Here is a 19,842-nt window from a genome sequence, read left to right on the forward strand (position 1 = left end):
GAACGCGTGCAGAACCGACCAGCGTGCGCGCTTCCGCACGCGCGCTCGACGGATCTGCACGCGTTCGGCGCGGTGGCCGACCGGACCGGGGCGCGGAGCGAGGCGCGGCGGCCGGTCGTAGGCTGAGGGCATGACCCGAGACGCCGTCATCGTCGACGTGATCCGGACCCCGGTGGGCCGGGGCAAGCCCGGGGGGATGCTGAGCGGCATCCACCCGGTCGACCTGCTCGCCGGGGTGCTCACCGCGCTCGTCGACCGCAACGACCTCGACCCGGCGCTGCTCGACGACGTGATCGGCGGCTGCGTCAGCCAAGTCGGCGAGCAGTCGTACAACATCACGCGCAACGCCGTGCTCGCCGCGGGGTTCCCCGAGACGGTGCCGGGCACGACGATCGACCGCCAGTGCGGGTCGAGCCAGCAGGCCGCGACGTTCGCGGCGCAGGCGGTGCTCGCGGGCCACGCCGACCTGGTCATCGCGTGCGGCGTCGAGTCGATGAGCCGTGTGCCGCTCGGATCGAGCGCGGCCGGCGCCGACCCGTACGGCTCGCGCGTGCGCGCCCGCTACCCCGAGGGGCTCGTGAACCAGGGCGTGTCGGCCGAGCTCATCGCGGCGAAGTGGGGACTCTCCCGTGAGCGGCTCGACGAGTACGCGGCGCGCTCGCACGCGCTGGCCGCCGCGGCAGGGGAGTCGGGCGCGTTCGCGACCGAGGTGGTGCCCGTGGCGGGCGTCGACCGTCTCGTCGACGAGACCGTGCGCCCGGGCACGTCGGTCGAGTCGCTCGCGGGCCTGAACCCGGCGTTCCGCACCGATGCGCTCGCCGAGCGGTTCCCCGACGTCGGCTGGCACATCACGCCCGGCAATTCCTCGCCGCTCACCGACGGCGCCTCGGCGGCGCTGATCGCGAGCGCCGACGCCGCCGAGAAGCTCGGCCTCGAGCCGCGTGCACGGTTCCGGTCGTTCTCGGTGGTGGGCAGCGACCCGATGCTCATGCTGACGGGCGTGATCCCCGCGACCGAGCGCGTGCTCGATCGCGCCGGCCTCTCGCACGACGACATCGACGCGTACGAGGTCAACGAGGCCTTCGCGTCGGTGCCGCTCGCGTGGCTCGCCGAGACGGGGGCGGAGGTCGCGAAGCTCAACCCGCGCGGGGGCGCCATCGCGCTCGGCCACGCGCTCGGCTCGAGCGGCACGCGCCTGCTCACGACGCTCGTCAACCAGCTCGAGGCGACCGGCGGTCGATACGGGCTGCAGACCATGTGCGAGGGCGGCGGCATGGCCAACGCCACGATCATCGAACGCCTCTGATCCGAACAACCCGCAAGGAGATCCATGGAACTGACCGGAGCATCCGCGATCGTCACGGGCGGCGCGTCCGGCCTCGGGCGCGCGACCGCGCAGGCGCTCGTCGACGGCGGCGCCCACGTCGTGATCGTCGACCTGCCCGGGCCGCGCGGCGAGCAGGCCGCGGCCGAGCTCGGCGATCGCGCGCGATTCGTCGCGGCGGATGTCGCGGACGAGGCGCAGGTCACCGAGGCCGTCGCCGCGGCATCCGAGCTCGCGCCGCTGCGCGTCGCAGTGAACTGCGCGGGCATCGTGACCGCGAACCGCACGGTCGGCCGGGAGGGGCCGGCGCCGCTCGAGGCGTTCGAGCGCACCGTCCGGGTGAACCTCATCGGCACCTTCAACGTGCTGCGCCTCGCGGCCGCGGCCATCGCCGAGACCGAGCCCGTGTCGGGCGGGGTGCCCGGCGGACCGGCGACGCTCGAGCGCGGCGTCATCGTGAACACCGCCTCGGTCGCGGCGTTCGACGGCCAGATCGGCCAGGCCGCCTATTCGGCGTCGAAGGCGGGTGTGGCCGGCATGACCCTGCCGATCGCGCGCGACCTGTCGAAGCTGCTGATCCGCGTCATGACGATCGCGCCGGGCATCTTCGAGACCCCGATGATGGCGGGTATGCCCGACGACGTGCGCGCCTCGCTCGAGCAGCAGGTGCCGCATCCGTCGCGCCTCGGGCACCCGGCCGAGTACGCCGCGCTCGTGCGCTCGATCATCGCGAACCCCATGCTCAACGGCGAGGTGATCCGGCTCGACGGCGCCATCCGCATGCAGCCGAAGTAGGCGGGCCAGCGGATGCCGCGGGGCCGACGCCCCGCGGCATCCGCCCTCGCACTCAGCAGCGCTGCCCGAACCCGCCGCGCTGCGCGCGCCAGGCCTTGAGGATCCCGTCGACGGAGTCCCACACGGCGATGATCACCACGCCGGCGATGACCGCCGTCGACACGACCCCGCCGGGATCGTCGCCCTCGGGCCAGCCGACGAGCTCGAAGAAACCGGGGTTGAGCAGCTGCCCGGTCGCCGCGAGCCAGGCGACCGGGATCGCGAAGGCGGCGTTGAGCGCGACGTTGGCCCCGGCGAAGACCCAGTTCCAGGTGCCGTTGCGGTAGAGCAGCGCGATGAAGACGACCTCGAGCGCCGCGATGCCGATGAGGTAGGGCAGCCAGAACGTCCAGAGCTCGGGGTTCAGCACGGGCGTGGTCTCGCCGCCGGGGAACTGCACCGTGAAGGTCTGCCAGACGAGCGCGACGACGAAGAGCACGAGGAACACGATCGACGCGATGAGGTCGCCGAGCCCGACCTGGCGGGCCTTCGGCAGCTCGGGCAGCTGCGCGAGCGTCCACTCGCCGATCGACGAGCTGCGCGATGGGGCGCGCTCGACGATCGCGAAGACGAGCGTGACCCAGAAGGCGAGGTTCACGGCGACCGAGAACCCGGTGCTCAGCCCGTCGAGCATCGCCTGGCCCACGGTGCCGCCGCTGATGAGCTTCGCGAAGATGACCGCGGCGGTGGAGATCGGCACGACGATCGAGAGCAGCAGCTTCAGCAGGCGCAGCCAGGGCAGGTAGTAGCGCGGGCCGATCAGCTGCATGGGCCGGTCGAGGTAGCCGGCGGCCAGGCGCTCGGGGTCGCCGAGCTCGGTGAGCACGGCGGACTCGGCATCGGCGGTCGTCGTGCCGGCGCCCGACGCGAGCCGTGCGTCGATCTGGTCGCCGATGCGCTCGCGCAGCTCGCGGGCGAACTCGGGTCGCTGCGCCTCGGGCACCGTGCGCGTGGCGGCGTGCACGTAGCGGTCGGTGAGGGTGGGGCCGGGCGGGGTCGGTGCGGTCATCGTTCGTCTCCCGAGGTGAGCCGGGCCAGCGCCCGGTCGATCTGCTTCCAGTCGGCGGTGAGGATGCCCGCGAGCTGCTCGCCCGCCGGGCTGGTGCGGTAGAACTTGCGGGGCCGGGCCTCGTCGGTGTTCCACTCGCTCGTGAGCAGTCCCTGCTTCTCGAGGCGGCGCAGCAGCGGGTAGAGCGTGTTCGCGTCGACCGCGATGCCGATGCCGTTCAGCGACTCGAGCAGGGCGTACCCGTAGTCGGGCTCGCGCAGCCGGACCAGGCACGCGAGCACGACCGTGCCGCGCCGGAGCTCCTGGAGGTGCCCGGCCGTGGTCGTGTCGTCGTTCATGTCTCGCACTGTACTGTGCGACGCACACTATTGCAAGCGACACGATGACGGATGGCGCACCCGTCTCGCACGGCTATTGGTCGGCGTGGGCTTCCAGGAACGCGTACACCTCCGCGTCGTCGACGCCCGGGAACGTGCCGGACGGCAGCGGCGAGAGCACGTGGGCGTGCAGCCTCGCGCTCGGCCAGGCGTGACCGGCCCACCGCTGCGCGAGCTCGTTCGGCGCGCGGCGGCAGCACGCCTCGTCGGGACAGGTCGAGACCGCCCGCACCGTGGTCTCGCGGCCGCGGAACCACTTCGCTTGGTTGAACGGCACGCCGACGGTGATCGAGAACTCCGCGGCATCCGTGCGGCCGGTCTGCGTCGCGCACCAGAACGTGCCCGCGGGCGTGTCGGTGTACTGGTAGTTCTCGGTCGTGCGGTTGGTGTGCTCGAACGCCGTGCGCGCGCTCCACTTCTTGCACACCCACTGGCCCTCGATCGACCCCGTGACATCCGTCGGGAGGGGCAGACCGTCGTTCTCGTACCCCTTCAGCAGCGCGCCGTCGCCGTTGACCCGCAGGAAGTGCACGGTCATGTCGAGCCGGCTCGTCGCGAGGTTCGTGAAGCGCAGCGCCGCGGCCTCGTGCGTCACGCCGAACGCGTCGCGGAAGTCCTCGATCGCGAGGCGCTTCTCCTTCTTCGCCTCCTGCAGGAACGCGACCGACGCATCCTGCGGCATGAGCGCCGCCGCCGCGAAGTAGTTGATCTCGAGCCGCTGCCATAGGAACTCGTCGTAGCTGGCCGGGGGAGTGTGGCCGAGCAACCGGTGCGCCATCGCCTGCAGTGCCATCGACCGCAGGCCGTGCCCGCCCGGGATCGACGCGGGCGGCAGGTAGATGCGGCCGTTCGCGAGGTCGGTGATCGATCGCGTCGAGTCGGGCAGGTCGTTGACGTAGATGAGCTGGAAGCCGAGCCGCTCGGCCATGACGCTGACCTCGCGGTGCGTGAGGGCGCCCGAGCGGTGGCCCGCGGCGCGCACCTGCTCCTCGGCGAGGTCCTCGATGTCGGCGAGGTAGTTGGCGCGATCGCGCATGGTCTCGCGGAGCTCGGTGTTGGCGCGGCGGGCCTCCTCGGGCGTGGCGATCGCCTCGCTCGCCCGGCGCTGCAGCTCCCGGTGCAGGCCCACGATCGCCTCGAGGGACTCGTCGGTCATGCCGCGGGACGGCCGAACGGCCGGCAGGCCGAGGCTCGCGTAGAGCGGGCTGGCCTGCGCGCGCCCGAGCTCGAGCTCGAGCGCCGCGCGACGGCTGGGCGCCTCGCGCGAGAGCAGGTCGGCGAGGTCGACGTCGAGCGCCGACGCGAGCGCGTCGAGCGTCGAGAGCTTGGGCTCGCGCTTGCCGTTCTCGATGAGGGAGAGCTGGCTGCCGGCGAGGCCGACCTGCTCGCCGAGCTGGTCGAGCGTGAGGCCGCGCTCGCCGCGGTAGTGCCGGATGCGGTGGCCGAGCGTGGCCAGGTCGGGGCTGCCGAGCTTCATGGCTTCAGAATATCGAAAGAACGCCGATTCTTAACACCGAGAATCGGCGAATGGACGGCGCGTCTTCTCGCAGACTGGAAACACGCCACCCGAACACGGCGACCGCGAACCTCCACGAAAGGGACGACGATGACCATCTCCGACTTCTCGGTCAGCGCCTCCGGATCCGCCTCCGACGCGGAGGACCGCCAGCGCGGCACCACCGACCCGGCCCTGCGCGCCTGGGTCGCCGAGATCGCCGCCCTCACCAAGCCCGACGAGATCGTCTGGTGCGACGGATCGAAGCACGAGGCCGACCTCCTCACCAAGCAGCTCGTCGCCGAGGGCAAGCTCATCAAGCTGAACCCCGAGTGGCGCCCCAACAGCTACCTCGCGCGCACCGACCCGTCGGACGTCGCGCGCGTCGAGGACCGCACGTTCATCTGCTCGACCTACGAGGAGGACGCCGGCCCCACCAACAACTGGCGCGACCCGCACGCCATGCGCGAGGAGCTCACCGAGGTCTTCGACGGCTCGATGAAGGGCCGCACGATGTACGTGGTGCCGTTCTCGATGGGTCCGCTCGGCGGCGACATCAGCCAGCTGGGCGTCGAGATCACCGACTCGCCCTACGTCGTGCTCTCGATGGGCATCATGACCCGCATGGGCGAGCAGGTGTACCGCCTCATCGAGGCGGGCGAGCCGTGGGTGCGGACCATCCATTCGATCGGCTACCCGCTGGTCGACGGCGTCGGGCACCGCCGCGACGACGTCGAGTGGCCGTGCAACGAGACGAAGTACATCGTCCAGTTCCCCGACTCGCGCGAGATCTGGTCGTACGGCTCGGGCTACGGCGGCAACGCGCTGCTCGCGAAGAAGGCGTTCGCGCTGCGCATCGCCTCGGTCATGGCGCGCGACGAGGGATGGCTCGCCGAGCACATGCTGCTCATCAAGATCACCTCGCCGCAGGGCAAGGCCTACCACGTCGCCGCGGCGTTCCCGTCGGCGTGCGGCAAGACGAACCTCGCCATGCTGCAGCCGACGATCCCCGGCTGGAAGGTCGAGACGATCGGCGACGACATCGCCTGGATGCGCCCCGGCGAGGACGGCCGGCTCTACGCGATCAACCCCGAGGCGGGCTTCTTCGGCGTCGCGCCGGGAACCGGCGAGTCGACGAACCCGACCGCGGTGCAGACGCTGTGGGGCAACACGATCTTCACGAACGTCGCGCTCCGCCCCGACGGCGACGTCTGGTGGGAGGGCCTGACCGACGAGCCGCCGGCCGAGCTGACCGACTGGCAGGGCAAGCACTGGACCCCCGACGCCGGTCGCCCGGCCGCGCACCCGAACTCGCGGTTCACCGTCGCCGCGGCGCAGTGCCCGCAGATCTCCGACGACTGGGACGCCCACGACGGCGTGCCGATCGACGCGATCCTGTTCGGCGGCCGCCGCGCGACGAACGTGCCGCTCGTCGCCGAGGCCCGCAGCTGGAAGCACGGCGTGTTCATGGGCGCGACGATCTCGTCGGAGCAGACCGCCGCGGCCGAGGGCACCGTCGGCGAACTGCGTCGTGACCCGTTCGCGATGCTGCCGTTCTGCGGCTACAACATGGCCGACTACTGGGGCCACTGGGTGAAGATGGGCCGCGTGCTCGGCACCAACGCGCCGAAGATCTTCCAGGTCAACTGGTTCCGCAAGGGCCACGACGGGAAGTTCCTCTGGCCCGGGTTCGGCGACAACTCGCGCGTGCTCGAGTGGGTCGTCGGCCGCGTCGAGGGCACGGCCGAGGCCCGTGAGACGCCGATCGGCCTCCTGCCGGCCGAGGGCTCGCTCGACCTCGACGGCCTCGACCTCACGCAGGAGACCGTCGACCACCTCTTCGAGGTCGACCCGACGACCTGGCTCGCCGAGTGCGAGCTGACCGAGGAGTACTTCGGCCAGTTCGGCGACCGGGTCCCGGCCGCACTCCGCGCCGAGCTCGCGAGCCTCCGCTACCACCTGCAGCAGCAGGTCGCGTAGCGTCCGACCCGCGCCGGCCGCCCCTCCGGGCGGCCGGCGCCGGCGCTCGCACGCATCAGGGGTGGTGCGCGCGAGACGGCGACGGATGCCGCGGGCGCGGCGTGCTCGGGAAGGCGCGCCACGCCCGCGGCATCCGTCGCACCATCCCACCGCGGCGCTACCGTGAGCCCCGGAGGGGAACATGGAGTTCGGAACCGCCATCACGCGCGTCGGCGAGATCATCGACATCCTCGGCGTGGTCGCGATCGTGGTCGGCGTGCTGTACTCGCTGATCGACGCGGCCGTGCGCCGGCTCCGGCGCACCGGCCCGGTCTACGCGCGGTTCCGCCGCACGCTCGGCCGCGGCATCCTCATCGGCCTCGAACTGCTCGTGGCGGCCGACATCATCCGCACGGTCGCCGTGACGCCCACCATCGAGTCCGTGACGGTGCTCGCGCTGATCGTGATCATCCGGACCTTCCTCAGCTGGTCGCTCGAGGTCGAGATCTCGGGCCGCTGGCCGTGGCAGAAGGCTCGCGCCGGCGACGGCGGGGAGGACGCCTCCGCCCCCACCGGTCCCGAGGCCGAGCGCGTGTAGCTCCTCGCGGGCGCCCGCGGTCGCGGGACGCGGTCGGTGACGGCAGCCGTCACCCGCCGAGCGGCCACACCGCCACGACCGTGCGCATCGCGGGACCCTCGGGCGGTCGCAGGTCGACGAGCGCGACCTGCCCGAGGCGGATGCTGCGACCCGGACTGATCGACCCGCCGGCCGTGTCGGTGACGTGCGGGCGGTAGTTGAGCCGCGCCCGCGCGACATCCACGTCGGCCTCCCGCAGGGCCGCGAGGAGCCGCGTGCGCATCGCGCCGAGCGGGCCGCGATCGTGCACGAGCGTGACGGGCACGTTCCGCCGCGACCCGAACATGGCGCGGTCGAACGCATCGAGGCGGATGGCCGTCCGGCCGCGCAGCACGGGCGCGAGGCGGTGCGCGACCCACGCGGCGTCGTGCTCCGTCTCGAACGGCTCGACGACCGTCACGTGCAGGGGCCACGCCGAGACCGGGAAGCCCGTGCCCGTCGCGAGCGGCTCGAGCGGCAGCACGACCGCGAAGCGTCCCATGCGGCGAGGGTACGCCGCGCGCGAGGCCGTCGCGATCAGGCGATGCCGGCCTCGCCGAACAGCTCGAGCAGGGCGGATGGCGCGAAGCGCACCTCGATCGACCCGGTGGGACCGCCGCCCGCGGCGCCCACCCACAGGCCGGAGCCCTCGTGCACGCGCATCCATCCGTCGCGGAAGACCACGTCGGCGCCGAGGACGACGGCGATCGCGGGCGAGTCGCCGGCGCGCACGTCGAGCGAGCCTTCGATGTCGTGCTCCGCGCGCGCATCGACGTCGTCGCGCGCCTCCACGCCGACGAGCGGGCGCACGACCGGGGTCGCGAAGCCCGGCGCGTCGAACGGGCTCGACGTCGCGGCATCCGCGGTCACGCCGACGTGCACGCTCGTCGAGGCGAGCGCGGTCTCGGCGCGACCGTCGAGCACGAGGCGGCTGCCCGCGCGGAACCGGTAGAAGAGCCGGCCGTCGGTCGGCGCGGCGGGCAGCACCGCGGCGCTGACCCAGCTGCGCGACCAGGAAAGCGCGTCGCCCTGGCGGTTCGGCGGGTCGTACAGGCTCGCGGTGAGGCGCACGGCGCCGTCGGCTCGGGTCGCCGCCGACCGGAGGGCGCTGTGCCGCTCGCCGTCGGGCATGATCGTCCGGGCCTGCTCGAACGCGGGCAGGCGCTGGGTGTCCCATTCGCGCAGCCAGGCCTGGAGCCGGCCCCGGAGCACGTCGAAGCCGGGGCCGGCGTCGATCGAGGCCTCGTCGGCGGGCGGAGCCGCGAGCGCGGCGACGAGGTCGCGCGCGGGCAGGACCGCGGCGGCGGGCGCGTTCCGGGGTGAGTCGAGCAACGTCATGATGGTCCTCCGTCTGGGGCGGCGCGAGGGCGCGCCGGGATCGATGGTGGCGACGCTACGATCCCGGCGCGCACGCGGCATCCGCGCACGCCCCGGCTCCGGATGGGGGCCTGCCCTGATTCCGGGGGGAGGGGTGACACCACCGCCTGGTGGCCCCCGAGCGAGTGCCCCGTGCCGGGATGACCCGCGATCGGGTGGCATACGCCGCGATCAGGCCTCGCTAGACTCCAGCCGTCCGTCCCGGCTCACGCCCGGAAGAACGGGTCGACCGGAGCCCTCGCGTGGCGGCGTGCCTCGAAGGAGAAGCACATGCGACGTTCCGCTGCACTCGCGGCGATCACGATGCTGACGGCGGCGGCCGTCACGGCGGTGGTCGCCCCCGCGACCGCTGCGCCGAACGGGCCGAAGCCGCCCGCTCCCGGCGCGACCTCGACCCTCGCCGAGCACCTCGTCGGGCCGCTGACCTTCGACGTGACCGCCGACGGCACGCTCGTCGTCGGACAGGACTTCGCGGGGCTGCTCACCCGGATCTCCGGCGGCGACTCCGAGACCCTCGCGACCGGCCCCGCGATCGCGGCCGTCTCGATCCGCGGCGACGTCGTGACCTGGGGCGAGCGCGAGGGCGATGAGACGCAGGTGTTCGCCTCCCGCCTCATGCGGCGCGACGGCGACGGAACCGTGACCTCTGTCGACGTGCTCGCGTGGGAGGCGGCGAACAACCCCGACGCCGACGCCGAGTACGGCCTCCAGGGCCTCGACGAGGACTGCCTCGCGCAGATCCCGCCGTTCCTCCTGCCGTTCGTCGGCCCGCACGGCGGCGCGATCGACAGCCACGTGTACGGCTCGCTCATGCTGAAGGACGTGACCTACGTCGCGGATGCCGGCGCGAACGCCGTGCTCGCCGTCGACGCCGCCGGCGACATCTCCACCGTCGCGGTGCTGCCGCCGTCGAGCTTCGTCGCCACGGCGGACCTCGCCGCGTCGTTCGGCCTGCCCGACTGCGTCGTCGGCCACGACTACGTCGCCGAGCCCGTTCCCACCGACGTGGAGATGGGGACGGACGGCTGGCTCTACGTCACCTCGCTCCCGGGCGGTCCCGAGGACGCGAGCCTCGGCGCACGGGGCTCCGTGTACCGCGTGAACCCGACGACGGGTGAGGTCCAGCTGGTCGCCTCCGGCTTCGCCGGCGCGACCGGGCTCGCGGTCGCCCCGAACGGCGCGGTCTTCGTGGCCGAGCTGTTCGGCGACCGGGTGTCGGTCATCACCAAGCGCGGCGAGGTCAGCACCTTCGCCGAGGTGCCCTCGCCGGCCGGCGTGGAGTGGCAGAGCGGCCGGATCCTCCTCTCGACCGACGTGTTCGCCGACGGCAAGGTCGTCTCGATCGGGCTTCGGTAGTCCGACGCGTCGCCGCGCGGCGTGCCGGGCTGCGGAAGCCCGGCGCGCAGCGCGAGCTCAGACGAGCAGCTGGTGCTCGGCGAGCTCGCGGTAGAGCGGCACGGCCTGGACGAGCTGCTCGTGCGTGCCCTCGCCGATCACCCGGCCCTCGTCGAGCACGATGATGCGGTCGGAGTCGACGACCGTCGAGAGCCGGTGCGCGATCACGATGAGCGTGCGGCCGGCCGCGACCGCGTCGATCGCCTCGCGCATCATCCGCTCGTTCACGCCGTCGAGTGACGAGGTCGACTCGTCGAGCAGCAGGATCGGCGGGGCAGCGAGCAGCGCGCGGGCGATCGCGAGCCGCTGGCGCTCGCCGCCCGAGAGCATGATGCCGTTCTCGCCCACCTGCGCGTCGAGCCCGGCCGGGTCCCGTTCGAGCACGGCACCGAGGTTCACGGCCTGCAGCACGTGCACGCACTCGGCGTCGGTCGCGTCGGGGCTGCCGAGCTTGAGGTTGTCGCGGATGGTGCCCGCGAGGACGGGCGCATCCTGCTCGACGTAGCCGATCTGGGCGCGCAGCTCGGCGCGGTCGAGCGAGCGGAGGTCGAGGCCGCCCATGCGGACGGTTCCGACGCTCGGGTCGTAGAACCGCTCGATCAGCGCGAGGGTGGTGGACTTGCCGGCGCCCGACGGGCCCACGAGCGCGATGCGCTGCCCGCGAGGCACGCGGAACGACACGCCGCGCAGCACCGGCTGCCGGTCGGTGACGTCGGGCTCGGGCAGGTGCTCGTCGGGCGAGTCGTTCGCGGGGTCGGCCGGGTCGGAGGGACGCGTGCGCGCGTACGCGAAGTGCACATCGTCGAACTCGATCGCGGGCGCGCCGGGGAGCAGGCCCTCGTTGGCCGGTCCGACGACCACGGCGCGAGCCGCGAGCTGCCGGTCGTTCGCGTCCTCGTCGGGCAGGTCGAGGATCTCCTGGATGCGCCCGAGCGCGCCGAGTGCCTGGTTGACCGAGGTGATGGCCCCGAACGCCTGCCCGAGCGGCAGGATCATCATGAACAGGAACAGGATGAACGCGACGAGGTCGGCCACGGTGATGGCGCCCGCGGCGACGCGGTACCCTCCGACGCCGAGCACGACGAGGAACGACACCTGCATGGCGATGCCCGCGATGGGCACGATGAGCGCCGAGATGCGCGCGACCTGCACGCCCATCGACCACGCGCCCTCGGCCTCGTGCTCGACGGTTCGGATCTCGCGGTCGGTGGCGCCGGCGGCCCGGATGGTGCGCACCGACGTGATCGCGCGCTCGACCGACGACGCGACGTCGCCGACCTTCTCCTGCGCGGCGCGCGAGGCCTCGCGCACGCGCGCCGACAGCAGCGTGACGGTCGTGATCGCGATCGCAATGACGAGCACGGTCAGGCCGAGCAGGGCCGGGTCGATGATCAGCATCGCGATGAGCGCGCCGACGAACGTGACCGCGCCGCCGACCGCCTCGACGAGGCCCTGCGTGAGCACCGCGCGCAGCATCGTCGTGTCGCTGCCCACGCGCGAGACGAGGTCGCCCGTGCGGCGCGAGTCGAACTCGGCGATCGGCAGGCGCAGGATCTTCGCGATCAGCTGCTTGCGGCTCGAGAGCACGACGCCCTCGCCCGTGCGCTGCAGCAGGTAGTGCTGGTAGCCGGTGATGACGGCGCTCACGACCACGAGCGCGACGAGCGCCCAGACGAGCCCGTCGAGCGGATCGCCGGCCTCGACGATGGTGATGACGCGGCTCACGAGCAGCGGCTGGGCGAGGCTCGCGAGCGCGCCCACGATGGAGAGCGCGGCGACGAGGATCAGCACGGGACGGTGCTCGAAGAGGAACGGCAGCAGCTGGCGGAAGGTCGCGCGCGGCCCGGGCGGCGTCTCGCCGCGGCGGCCGAAGGGGCTCCGGCGCCGCTCGCCGCCCGCGGGCGCCGGGGCGGGCGGCCGGGTGCCGGTCGCGTCGCCGGACTGCGCCGCGGGGCGGCGGACGGGCAGGGGGATGCCGCCGGTGCGCGTGGAGCGGGCGGCCGCTCGCTCGGCGGCGCGTGCGGCGGCGCGGGTTCCGGGACGGGTCTCGATGTCGCTCATGTCGTCTTCCTGTCGCGCGGCGCGCGGCGGGGCATCCGTCGCGGCGCTCGCGGGCCGCCTTGCAGCATACGTCGCGCGGCTGTGAGCCGGGAGACCGGTCGCTGCGCCTGTGGACGGGTCGGCGCGCGGCGCCGGTCCCTCAGGCGCCGCCGACATCGCCGCCGGGCGTTCCGATGACGGATGCCGCGAACCGGTGCCCGGCGAGGCAGCACGCCTCCACCTCTGCGCCGCCCAACGCGGCGGCGACGAACCCCGCGGCGAACGCGTCGCCCGCACCGGTGAGGTCGCGGACCGCGGCGACCGGGGCGACCGGCACCCGCGCGACCGACTCGCCGTCGTCGAACACCTCGGTGGGTTCCCCGCCGTGCTTGACGACCACGCGATGCGCGACGGATGCCGCGAGCCGGCCCCCGCGCGCGACCCCGAGGAGCGCGGCCTCCGTCTCGTTCGCGAACAGCACGTCGGGACGGAGGTCGGCGAGCCACCCGAGCATGCGGTCGACGCCCAGCGTGTCGATGAGGCCCGTCGAGGAGGCGTCGATCGAGATCACGGCGCCCCGCTCCCGTGCACGGGCGACCAGGCGCCCCACCTCGGAGCGCATCGGCTCGTGCTCGAAGCCGTAGCTCGGCACGTGCAGCCAGGCCGCGCCGTCGAGCCAGCCGGCGTCGACCCCCTCGAGCTCGGCCGCGGCGGCGCGATCGGGGAACATGGTGCGCTCGCCGTCCGGCGCGACGATCAGCACGACCGCCCCCGTGCGTCCTGCGCGCTGCAGGCACACCTCGACCCCGGTGGATGCGAGCGCGTCCTCCAGGGTCCGGCCCGCCCCATCCGCGCCCACGCGACCGACGAACCGGGTCGGGACCAGGCCCGCGGCGTGCGCCGCGACGTTCGCGGCGCTGCCGCCGCGCGAGCGGAACACCTGCGCCGCCGAATCGGTCGCCGCGCGGATCGGCTCGGTCGCCCAGACGACGATGTCCTCGAGCAGGTCGCCCACCACGACGAGCACTCCGGATGCCGCGCGCGGAGCGCCGGCCGGCGCGTCAGCCCGCGAGCTCACGCGCGATCTCCGCGCCGAGCCGCGCGTTGCCGCGGTACACCGCGAGGTTCACCTCGAGGCTGCGGCCCCCGGTCGCCCGCTGCACGACGTCGAGGAGGAACGGGGTCGTGTCGCGCCCGGTCACGCCGGCGGCATCCGCCGCCCGCAGGGCCTCGGCGAGCACGCGCTCGTGCTCGGCCGGGTCGAGCTGCTCGGCTTCGGCGATCGGGTTCGCGACGAGCACCGCGGCGGGCAGTCCGAGCGCGTCGCGCGACCGCGCGACGGTCGCGGCCTCGGCCGCGGATTCGACGCGCGCGGGCACGCCGAAGCCCGCGTCGGCGACGTAGAACCCGGGGAAGCGATCGGTCCGGTAGCCGACCACCGTGATGCCGAGCGTCTCGAGCCGCTCGAGCGTCGCCCCGATGTCGAGGATCGACTTCACGCCCGCGCTCACGACCGTGATCGGCGCGGCGGCGAGCGCCGGGAGGTCGGCGGACTCGTCGAAGGTCTCGCCGGCGCCGCGGTGCACGCCGCCGAGCCCGCCGGTCGAGAACACGCGGATGCCGGCACGGTGCGCGAGCCACGCGGTCGCCGCGACCGTGGTGCCCGCGTCGAGGCCCTGCGCCCGGGCGACGGGCAGGTCGCGCGTGCTCGCCTTCACGACGCCGTCGGCCGTGCACAGCCGTCGGATGTCGTCGTCGTCGAGGCCGACGACCGGCACGCCGCCGACCACCCCGATCGTCGCCGGTTCGACGCCCGCATCGCGCACGAGCGCCTCGGTCTCGAGGCCCACCTCGAGGTTGCGCGGGCGGGGGAGTCCGTGCGTGAGGATCGTGGACTCGAGGGCGAGGACCGGGCGGCCGGCCGCGACGGCCTCGCGCACGCGGTCGGCGACGCGGATGGCGCCGGGAGCGCTCCCGCCGACGTGGAGGGGTTCGGGCTGCATGGCGTCATGCTATGTCGGGCGCCGGGTCTAGGGTGGGGAACCGTGCCGCAGCCCGTGATCGTCGCCTCCGACCTCGTCAAGCGCTACGGGGAGTTCGCAGCCGTCGACGGGCTCTCCTTCGAGGTCGCGCCCGGCGAGGCGTTCGGGCTGCTGGGGCCGAACGGCGCGGGCAAGTCGACGACCATGCGCATGATCGGCGCGGTCTCGGCGCGCACCGGCGGCGAGCTGTCGATCCTCGGCCTCGATCCCGACCGGCACGGGCCCGACATCCGCTCGCAGCTGGGTGTGGTGCCGCAGTCCGACAACCTCGACGCCGAGCTCCGGGTGCGCGAGAACCTGCTCGTGTACGGCCGGTACTTCGGCCTGCCCCGGCGGCTCGTCGCCGAGCGGGCTGACGAGCTGCTCGGCTTCGCCCAGCTCGAGGACCGGGCGAGCGCCAAGGTCGACGCCCTGTCCGGTGGCATGAAGCGGCGCCTCACCATCGCTCGCGCGCTCATCAACGACCCCCGCATCCTGCTGCTCGACGAGCCCACGACCGGGCTCGACCCGCAGGCGCGGCACATCCTGTGGGACCGGCTCTTCCGGCTGAAGGAGCAGGGCAAGACGCTCGTGCTCACGACGCACTACATGGATGAGGCCGAGCAGCTGTGCGACCGGCTCATCGTGGTCGACCACGGGCGCATCATGGCCGAGGGCACGCCCGCCGAGCTGATCCGCCGGCACTCCTCGCGCGAGGTGCTCGAGCTGCGCTTCGGCTCCGACCGCAACGAGCAGGTCGCGCACGCGCTCGAGGGCACGGGCGACCGCATCGAGGTGCTGCCCGACCGCATCCTCGTCTACACGGCCGACGGCGAGGCCGAGCTCGAGCGCATCGCCGACGCCGGGCTGCACCCGGTGACGAGCCTCGTGCGCCGCTCGAGCCTCGAGGACGTCTTCCTGCGCCTGACCGGACGGAGCCTGATCGAATGAGCACCTCCCCCGGGGGTCGAGGAGGCCCGAAGGGCCGTCTCGAGACCGAGCCGCGCGACGCGACGCCATCCGCCCCGACCGACGATGCGCGCCTCGCCCTCGCCGGCGGCGCCCGCCCGCGCCGCTTCGGCGCCTGGTACGTCGCCGAGCACCGCCTGCGGGTCATGTGGTCGTACTCGCAGACGATCCTCGCGACGGGCTTCGGCGAGCCGCTCATCTACCTGTACGCCCTCGGGGTGGGCCTGGCCACGCTCGTCGACCGGAACCTCGGCGTCGAGGCGGCCGAGGTCGGCTACCTCGTCTATGTCGCTCCCGCCCTGCTGTGCAGCGCGGGCCTCACGACGGCGACGATCGAGTTCTCCTACCCGGTGCTGCTCGGCTACAAGTGGAACCCGACGTTCAGCGGCATGCACGCCGGGCCGATCAGGCCGCGCCAGATCGTCGACGGCCTCGTGATCTCGGTCGTGATCCGGCTCCTGGCCACGATGGTCGTCTACTTCGGCTTCATGCTGCTCTTCGGCGCCGTGCCCTCGCCCACCGGGTGGCTCGCGATCCTCGTCGCGACCCTCACCGGCCTGGCGTTCGGCACGCTGCTCATGGCCTACGCGTCGACGATCCGCGATGACACGGGCCAGCTCGCGATGGTCGAGCGGCTCGTCGTCGTGCCGCTCACGCTGTTCTCGGGCACGTTCTTCCCGCTCTCCGAGCTGCCGTGGTTCCTGCAGCCGATCGGATGGCTCTCGCCGCTGTGGCACGGCACCGAGCTCTCACGCGTGCTCACGTTCGGCTACGCCGAGCCGATCTGGCTGAGCGCGGTGCACGTCGTGGTCCTCGTCGGCATGTTCCTGACGGGCTGGCTGTGGTCGCGCGGCATCGCCGAACGGAGGCTCACCGCATGAGCCTCGTCGACCACGCGGTCGAGCACCGCACCCGGCGTGGCGGCGTCGGATCGCTGTACGCGGGCAATGCCCGGGCCGTGATGTACCGCGGATGGCGCGCCACGCGCTCGACGAACTGGCTCGTGATGCTCAGCGGCCTGTTCGAGCCGATCTTCTACCTGCTCTCGCTCGGGATCGGCCTCGGCGCGCTCGTCGGCACCGTCACCGTCGACGGACGCGAGGTGCCGTACGCGGCCTACATCGCGCCGGCGCTGCTCGCGGTCGCGGCGATGAACGGGGCCATCTACGACTCGACCTGGAACGTCTTCTTCAAGATCCGCTTCGCGAAGCTCTACGAGGGCATGCTCGCCACGTCGCTCGGGCCGCTCGACGTCGCGCTCGGCGAGATCTCCCTCGCGCTGCTGCGCGGCGGGCTCTACGCGGCGGGCTTCATGCTCGTGATGCAGGTGCTCGGCCTCGCGCTCTCGTGGTGGGCGGTGCTCGCGATCCCGGCCGTGCTGCTGATCGCCTTCGGCTTCGCGAGCATCGGGATGGCGGTCACGAGCTACATGAAGTCCTTCCAGCAGATGGACTGGATCAACTTCGTGATGCTGCCGATGTTCCTCTTCTCGGCGACGTTCTACCCGCTCACCGTCTACCCCGAGCCGATCCAGTGGCTCATCCAGGCGCTGCCGCTCTGGCACGGCGTCGAGCTCGTGCGGGGCCTCACGACGGGCGCGGTGGGCGCCGCGATGCTCGTCCACGTCGCGTACTACGTGGTGATGGTCGTGCTGGGCATGCTCTTCACGACCAAGCGGCTGCGCGCGCTCTTCCTCGCCTGACCCGCACATGTCCGCGTGTGACGGCGCGCGGGGACATCCGCCCGGTCTCGGCGTATCGTCGCCTGCACGATACGAGCACCCGAGGAGCCAGCCATGTCGACCCACCAGCCGCACGCCGCCGCCGAGTCCCGCACGGGCCTCGCGATGGGCATGCGCGGCTGCGTCGAGGGCGAGGCCTGCGCGAGCGACCGGCCGGGCCACGGGCTGCACCCCATGCAGGATCGCCTGTCGCGCATCGCGGCGAGCCGCTGGGTCGACGCGGTGGTCACGGCGAGCGCCACCGACGGCTTCGTCGAACTGGTCGACCTCGACGGCGGCGCGCATCGGGTGTGGCACCACGGTGCGCTCACGGGGCGGCTCGCGGTCGGCGACCCGGTCGCGCTGCATCCGGTCTACGGGGTGCTCGCCCGCGGCGACGACCGCGTCAGCGTCGCCGCCGTCTGAGGTCGGGCCGCGAGGATCAGCTCGCGGGCATCATCTCCTGCATCGCGCCCATCATCTTCTCCATGGCCGTGACGGCCTGGTCGCAGGCCATCGCGCACATGCGGCAGTGCTCGCTCATCTCGGCGTGCGTCATGCACTCGGCCGAGCAGGCGCGGCACATCATGACGCACGTCTGCATCATCGACATCATGACCTGAATGTCGTAGCCGTGCGTGCGCAGCATCATGCGCATCATGGTGTCGCAGACGTCGGCGCAGTTGGAGCACATCGCCGCGCAACGCCCCATGCCCTCGACCGCGTCGGCGTCGGCGCACATGATGCACGCCTGCATGCACGCGGAGAGGGCCTCCATGGCCTCCTGCATCATCGACATGTCCATGCCCTTCATGGGCAGGTCGGAGGCGGACATCGCGCCCTTCATCATGTCCATCGTCATGTTCATCCGAGCACCTCGCGTCTCCGGGGGCCGGGTGTCGACGATGCCGGCTGGGGACCCGGCGACCCTGTCGCGCGCCATGCTACGCCGGGCACCGGATCCCCAGTAGGGGTTGCGTCAGAGCGAGGCGACCTCCGTCTCGGCCTCGGCGAGCTGCTCGCGTGCACCCACGCCCGCGTCGTCGTAGTCGACGTCCTTCGTCTCCTTCGAGATGAGCAGTGCCACGAGGGTCAGCACGCCCATCGCGGAGAGGTAGATGCCGACCGGCCAGGGCTGGCCGTCGGCCGCCGCCCAGAGCGCCACCGCGATGAGCGGGGCGACGGCGGCGCCGAGGATCGACGAGACGTTGTACGCCACGGCCGAGCCGGTGTACCGCACGTTGGTCGGGAAGAGTTCGGGCAGGATCGCGCCCATCGGGCCGAACGTCGCGCCCATGAGCAGGAAGCCGAACACGAGGAACGCCTGCACGAGTGCGCCCGTGAACTTCGGGTCGAGCTGCGGCAGCAGGAACAGGTTGAAGGTCAGGCCGAAGACGATGATCGCCGCGGTCACCCAGATGAGCAGGCGGCGCCGGCCGATCGCGTCGGCGATGGGACCCGAGAGCAGGGTGAACAGGCCGAAGAACACGACGCCGATGATCTGCATCGTGACGAAGTCGGGGTAGGTGAAGCCGAGGCCCGGGTAGAAGGCGGCGGCGAACGCGTCGGGGTCGAACGGCTGTCCGGATGCCTCGGCGGCGGCCTGCGCGGCGGCGCTCGCGGTCTCGAGGTCGGCGGCCTTGGTGCCGTACGACAGCGTGAAGTTCGTCATGAGGTAGAAGAGCACGTACGTCGCGAGCATGATGAAGGTGCCGAGGATCATCTCGCGCCAGTTGTGGCGGAATGCGGTGCCCAGCGGCAGCTTGCGGATGGCGCCACGCTCGGCCGCCTTCGTGAAGGTGCTCGACTCGACGAGCTTGAGGCGCACCCAGAGGCCGATGACCACCATGACGGCCGAGAAGAGGAACGGCACGCGCCATCCCCACTCGAGGAACCACTCGCGCGACGGCGCGAGCAGGTTGATCGCGAGGAACACGCCGTTGGCGATGATGAAGCCGATCGGCGCACCGAGCTGCGGGAACGTGCCGTACCAGGCGCGCTTGCCCGTCGGCGCGTTCTCGGTCGCGACGAGCGCGGCGCCCGACCACTCGCCGCCGAGCGCGAAGCCCTGGGCGAGGCGGAGGACGAGCAGGAGCAGGGCGGCGAACCATCCGATCTGCTCGTGGGTGGGCAGGAGGCCGATGAGGAACGTCGCGATGCCCATGGTGAGCAGCGACGCGACGAGCGTCGCCTTGCGGCCGTGCGTGTCGCCGAAGTGGCCGAAGACGATCGCGCCGATCGGGCGGGCGACCATCGCGGCGCCGAACACGGCGAACGAGGACAGCAGGGCGGTCGTGTCGTTGCCCGTCGGGAAGAAGAGGATCGGGAACACGAGCACGGCTGCGGTCGCGTATGCGTAGAAGTCGTAGAACTCGATGGTCGTGCCGACGAGGCTCGCGAGGATCACACGGCCGCGCGAGTTCGCGGGTGCGGTCGATGCGGGGGCGGGTGCCGTCGGGTCGGTGGGGGATTCGGTTGCGGTCATGGCAGGGCGGGACTTCCGGTGTGGAGGACGGCCGGCCCGGGGCGCTTCGGTGTGCGCCGCACCGCGTCGGCGGAGGGAACCGCTGCTTGTGGCAACCTGCACACCCTACGCACGCCGGGATGCGCTCGCGAGCCGAGCACGACGAACGGTGGAGAGCGTGCGACGAGCGGTCGCGTCATCCGATTTCGACCCGTCGCGGATGTCGCGTAAGGTAAGCCTTA

At 72.6% G+C, this 19,842-nt stretch carries 19 protein-coding genes; 9 read left to right on the top strand and 10 right to left on the bottom strand.

The window, feature by feature from the left end; genetic code table 11:
* Positions 1–130: 130 nt before the first annotated feature.
* On the top strand, positions 131–1,306 hold the full coding sequence (locus JOD46_RS07650) for a thiolase family protein (protein ID WP_204393042.1): 1,176 nt from the start codon (positions 131–133) through the stop codon (positions 1,304–1,306).
* Between the two features lie 24 nt (positions 1,307–1,330).
* Positions 1,331–2,119: a 3-hydroxyacyl-CoA dehydrogenase gene (locus JOD46_RS07655; RefSeq protein ID WP_204393044.1), complete on the top strand. Its 789-nt coding sequence runs from the start codon at positions 1,331–1,333 to the stop codon at positions 2,117–2,119.
* A 52-nt stretch (positions 2,120–2,171) separates the two neighbouring features.
* Here the strand turns inward: JOD46_RS07655 and JOD46_RS07660 are convergent, their stop codons facing one another.
* From JOD46_RS07660 to JOD46_RS07670, 3 genes are all read right to left on the bottom strand, one after another.
* Positions 2,172–3,167 (bottom strand): hypothetical protein, encoded by a 996-nt coding sequence (locus JOD46_RS07660; RefSeq protein ID WP_204393046.1) that lies wholly within the window; start codon positions 3,165–3,167, stop codon positions 2,172–2,174.
* Positions 3,164–3,505, bottom strand: coding sequence for a PadR family transcriptional regulator (locus JOD46_RS07665; protein WP_204393048.1), 342 nt, complete (start codon positions 3,503–3,505; stop codon positions 3,164–3,166). Before JOD46_RS07665 ends, JOD46_RS07660 begins: the two co-directional genes overlap by 4 nt.
* Positions 3,506–3,578: 73 nt before the next feature.
* Complete coding sequence (locus JOD46_RS07670) at positions 3,579–5,021, bottom strand: helix-turn-helix transcriptional regulator (protein WP_204393050.1); 1,443 nt, start codon at positions 5,019–5,021, stop codon at positions 3,579–3,581.
* 129 nt (positions 5,022–5,150) lie between these two features.
* Here JOD46_RS07670 and JOD46_RS07675 point away from each other — a divergent pair, with 129 nt between their 5' ends.
* On the top strand, positions 5,151–7,019 hold the full coding sequence (locus JOD46_RS07675; RefSeq protein WP_204393052.1) for a phosphoenolpyruvate carboxykinase (GTP): 1,869 nt from the start codon (positions 5,151–5,153) through the stop codon (positions 7,017–7,019).
* A 181-nt stretch (positions 7,020–7,200) separates the two neighbouring features.
* A complete protein-coding gene (locus JOD46_RS07680) occupies positions 7,201–7,596 on the top strand; it encodes a DUF1622 domain-containing protein (protein ID WP_204393054.1) in 396 nt (131 codons plus the stop codon).
* Between the two features lie 49 nt (positions 7,597–7,645).
* Here JOD46_RS07680 and JOD46_RS07685 read toward each other — a convergent pair whose 3' ends face one another.
* Together JOD46_RS07685 and JOD46_RS07690 are read right to left on the bottom strand one after the other, a co-directional pair.
* A complete protein-coding gene (locus tag JOD46_RS07685; protein WP_204393056.1) occupies positions 7,646–8,116 on the bottom strand; it encodes a 2'-5' RNA ligase family protein in 471 nt (156 codons plus the stop codon).
* Between the two features lie 35 nt (positions 8,117–8,151).
* Positions 8,152–8,952 (bottom strand): hypothetical protein, encoded by an 801-nt coding sequence (locus JOD46_RS07690; protein ID WP_204393058.1) that lies wholly within the window; start codon positions 8,950–8,952, stop codon positions 8,152–8,154.
* A gap of 309 nt (positions 8,953–9,261) precedes the next feature.
* Here JOD46_RS07690 and JOD46_RS07695 point away from each other — a divergent pair, with 309 nt between their 5' ends.
* Positions 9,262–10,347 carry a ScyD/ScyE family protein gene (locus tag JOD46_RS07695; RefSeq protein ID WP_204393060.1) on the top strand — a complete coding sequence of 362 codons (1,086 nt, stop codon included), beginning with the start codon at positions 9,262–9,264 and terminating at the stop codon, positions 10,345–10,347.
* Between the two features lie 57 nt (positions 10,348–10,404).
* On the opposite strand, the gene JOD46_RS07700 is transcribed toward JOD46_RS07695, so the two are convergent.
* The 3 genes from JOD46_RS07700 to JOD46_RS07710 form a co-directional block, all read right to left on the bottom strand.
* The gene (locus tag JOD46_RS07700) at positions 10,405–12,447 is read right to left on the bottom strand and encodes an ABC transporter ATP-binding protein (RefSeq protein ID WP_204393062.1); all 2,043 of its coding nucleotides are present in this window, start codon (positions 12,445–12,447) and stop codon (positions 10,405–10,407) included.
* Between the two features lie 139 nt (positions 12,448–12,586).
* Positions 12,587–13,504, bottom strand: a complete 918-nt coding sequence (locus JOD46_RS07705; protein ID WP_204393064.1) for a carbohydrate kinase family protein — start codon at positions 13,502–13,504, stop codon at positions 12,587–12,589.
* On the bottom strand, positions 13,488–14,429 hold the full coding sequence (locus JOD46_RS07710) for a pseudouridine-5'-phosphate glycosidase (protein ID WP_204393066.1): 942 nt from the start codon (positions 14,427–14,429) through the stop codon (positions 13,488–13,490). Before JOD46_RS07710 ends, JOD46_RS07705 begins: the two co-directional genes overlap by 17 nt.
* 42 nt (positions 14,430–14,471) lie before the next feature.
* On the opposite strand from JOD46_RS07710, the gene JOD46_RS07715 reads away from it, so the two are divergent.
* The 4 genes from JOD46_RS07715 to JOD46_RS07730 all read left to right on the top strand — a co-directional run bounded on the left by JOD46_RS07715 (position 14,472) and on the right by JOD46_RS07730 (position 17,562).
* Positions 14,472–15,398: an ABC transporter ATP-binding protein gene (locus JOD46_RS07715; RefSeq protein WP_204393068.1), complete on the top strand. Its 927-nt coding sequence runs from the start codon at positions 14,472–14,474 to the stop codon at positions 15,396–15,398.
* Positions 15,395–16,297, top strand: a complete 903-nt coding sequence (locus JOD46_RS07720) for an ABC transporter permease (RefSeq protein WP_204393070.1) — start codon at positions 15,395–15,397, stop codon at positions 16,295–16,297. Before JOD46_RS07715 ends, JOD46_RS07720 begins: the two co-directional genes overlap by 4 nt.
* The gene (locus JOD46_RS07725) at positions 16,294–17,118 is read left to right on the top strand and encodes an ABC transporter permease (RefSeq protein ID WP_204393071.1); all 825 of its coding nucleotides are present in this window, start codon (positions 16,294–16,296) and stop codon (positions 17,116–17,118) included. Before JOD46_RS07720 ends, JOD46_RS07725 begins: the two co-directional genes overlap by 4 nt.
* 93 nt (positions 17,119–17,211) lie before the next feature.
* On the top strand, positions 17,212–17,562 hold the full coding sequence (locus JOD46_RS07730) for a hypothetical protein (RefSeq protein WP_204393073.1): 351 nt from the start codon (positions 17,212–17,214) through the stop codon (positions 17,560–17,562).
* A gap of 16 nt (positions 17,563–17,578) precedes the next feature.
* On the opposite strand, the gene JOD46_RS07735 is transcribed toward JOD46_RS07730, so the two are convergent.
* Together JOD46_RS07735 and JOD46_RS07740 are read right to left on the bottom strand one after the other, a co-directional pair.
* Positions 17,579–18,079 carry a four-helix bundle copper-binding protein gene (locus JOD46_RS07735; RefSeq protein WP_239562639.1) on the bottom strand — a complete coding sequence of 167 codons (501 nt, stop codon included), beginning with the start codon at positions 18,077–18,079 and terminating at the stop codon, positions 17,579–17,581.
* A gap of 36 nt (positions 18,080–18,115) precedes the next feature.
* Positions 18,116–19,621: an MFS transporter gene (locus JOD46_RS07740; RefSeq protein ID WP_204393075.1), complete on the bottom strand. Its 1,506-nt coding sequence runs from the start codon at positions 19,619–19,621 to the stop codon at positions 18,116–18,118.
* Positions 19,622–19,842: the final 221 nt, after the last annotated feature.

This window comes from Agromyces aurantiacus, from assembly GCF_016907355.1.
Lineage (GTDB): Bacteria > Actinomycetota > Actinomycetes > Actinomycetales > Microbacteriaceae > Agromyces > Agromyces aurantiacus.

What these genes read in the sequence shown, in the direction of transcription:
- JOD46_RS07650 (WP_204393042.1), top strand. Translation starts at nt 131, where the DNA reads ATGACCCGAGACGCCGTCATCGTCGACGTGATCCGGACCCCGGTGGGC.
- JOD46_RS07655 (WP_204393044.1), top strand. Translation starts at nt 1,331, where the DNA reads ATGGAACTGACCGGAGCATCCGCGATCGTCACGGGCGGCGCGTCCGGC.
- JOD46_RS07660 (WP_204393046.1), bottom strand. Translation starts at nt 3,167, where the DNA reads ATGACCGCACCGACCCCGCCCGGCCCCACCCTCACCGACCGCTACGTG.
- JOD46_RS07665 (WP_204393048.1), bottom strand. Translation starts at nt 3,505, where the DNA reads ATGAACGACGACACGACCACGGCCGGGCACCTCCAGGAGCTCCGGCGC.
- JOD46_RS07670 (WP_204393050.1), bottom strand. Translation starts at nt 5,021, where the DNA reads ATGAAGCTCGGCAGCCCCGACCTGGCCACGCTCGGCCACCGCATCCGG.
- JOD46_RS07675 (WP_204393052.1), top strand. Translation starts at nt 5,151, where the DNA reads ATGACCATCTCCGACTTCTCGGTCAGCGCCTCCGGATCCGCCTCCGAC.
- JOD46_RS07680 (WP_204393054.1), top strand. Translation starts at nt 7,201, where the DNA reads ATGGAGTTCGGAACCGCCATCACGCGCGTCGGCGAGATCATCGACATC.
- JOD46_RS07685 (WP_204393056.1), bottom strand. Translation starts at nt 8,116, where the DNA reads ATGGGACGCTTCGCGGTCGTGCTGCCGCTCGAGCCGCTCGCGACGGGC.
- JOD46_RS07690 (WP_204393058.1), bottom strand. Translation starts at nt 8,952, where the DNA reads ATGACGTTGCTCGACTCACCCCGGAACGCGCCCGCCGCCGCGGTCCTG.
- JOD46_RS07695 (WP_204393060.1), top strand. Translation starts at nt 9,262, where the DNA reads ATGCGACGTTCCGCTGCACTCGCGGCGATCACGATGCTGACGGCGGCG.
- JOD46_RS07700 (WP_204393062.1), bottom strand. Translation starts at nt 12,447, where the DNA reads ATGAGCGACATCGAGACCCGTCCCGGAACCCGCGCCGCCGCACGCGCC.
- JOD46_RS07710 (WP_204393066.1), bottom strand. Translation starts at nt 14,429, where the DNA reads ATGCAGCCCGAACCCCTCCACGTCGGCGGGAGCGCTCCCGGCGCCATC.
- JOD46_RS07720 (WP_204393070.1), top strand. Translation starts at nt 15,395, where the DNA reads ATGAGCACCTCCCCCGGGGGTCGAGGAGGCCCGAAGGGCCGTCTCGAG.
- JOD46_RS07725 (WP_204393071.1), top strand. Translation starts at nt 16,294, where the DNA reads ATGAGCCTCGTCGACCACGCGGTCGAGCACCGCACCCGGCGTGGCGGC.
- JOD46_RS07730 (WP_204393073.1), top strand. Translation starts at nt 17,212, where the DNA reads ATGTCGACCCACCAGCCGCACGCCGCCGCCGAGTCCCGCACGGGCCTC.
- JOD46_RS07735 (WP_239562639.1), bottom strand. Translation starts at nt 18,079, where the DNA reads ATGGCGCGCGACAGGGTCGCCGGGTCCCCAGCCGGCATCGTCGACACC.
- JOD46_RS07740 (WP_204393075.1), bottom strand. Translation starts at nt 19,621, where the DNA reads ATGACCGCAACCGAATCCCCCACCGACCCGACGGCACCCGCCCCCGCA.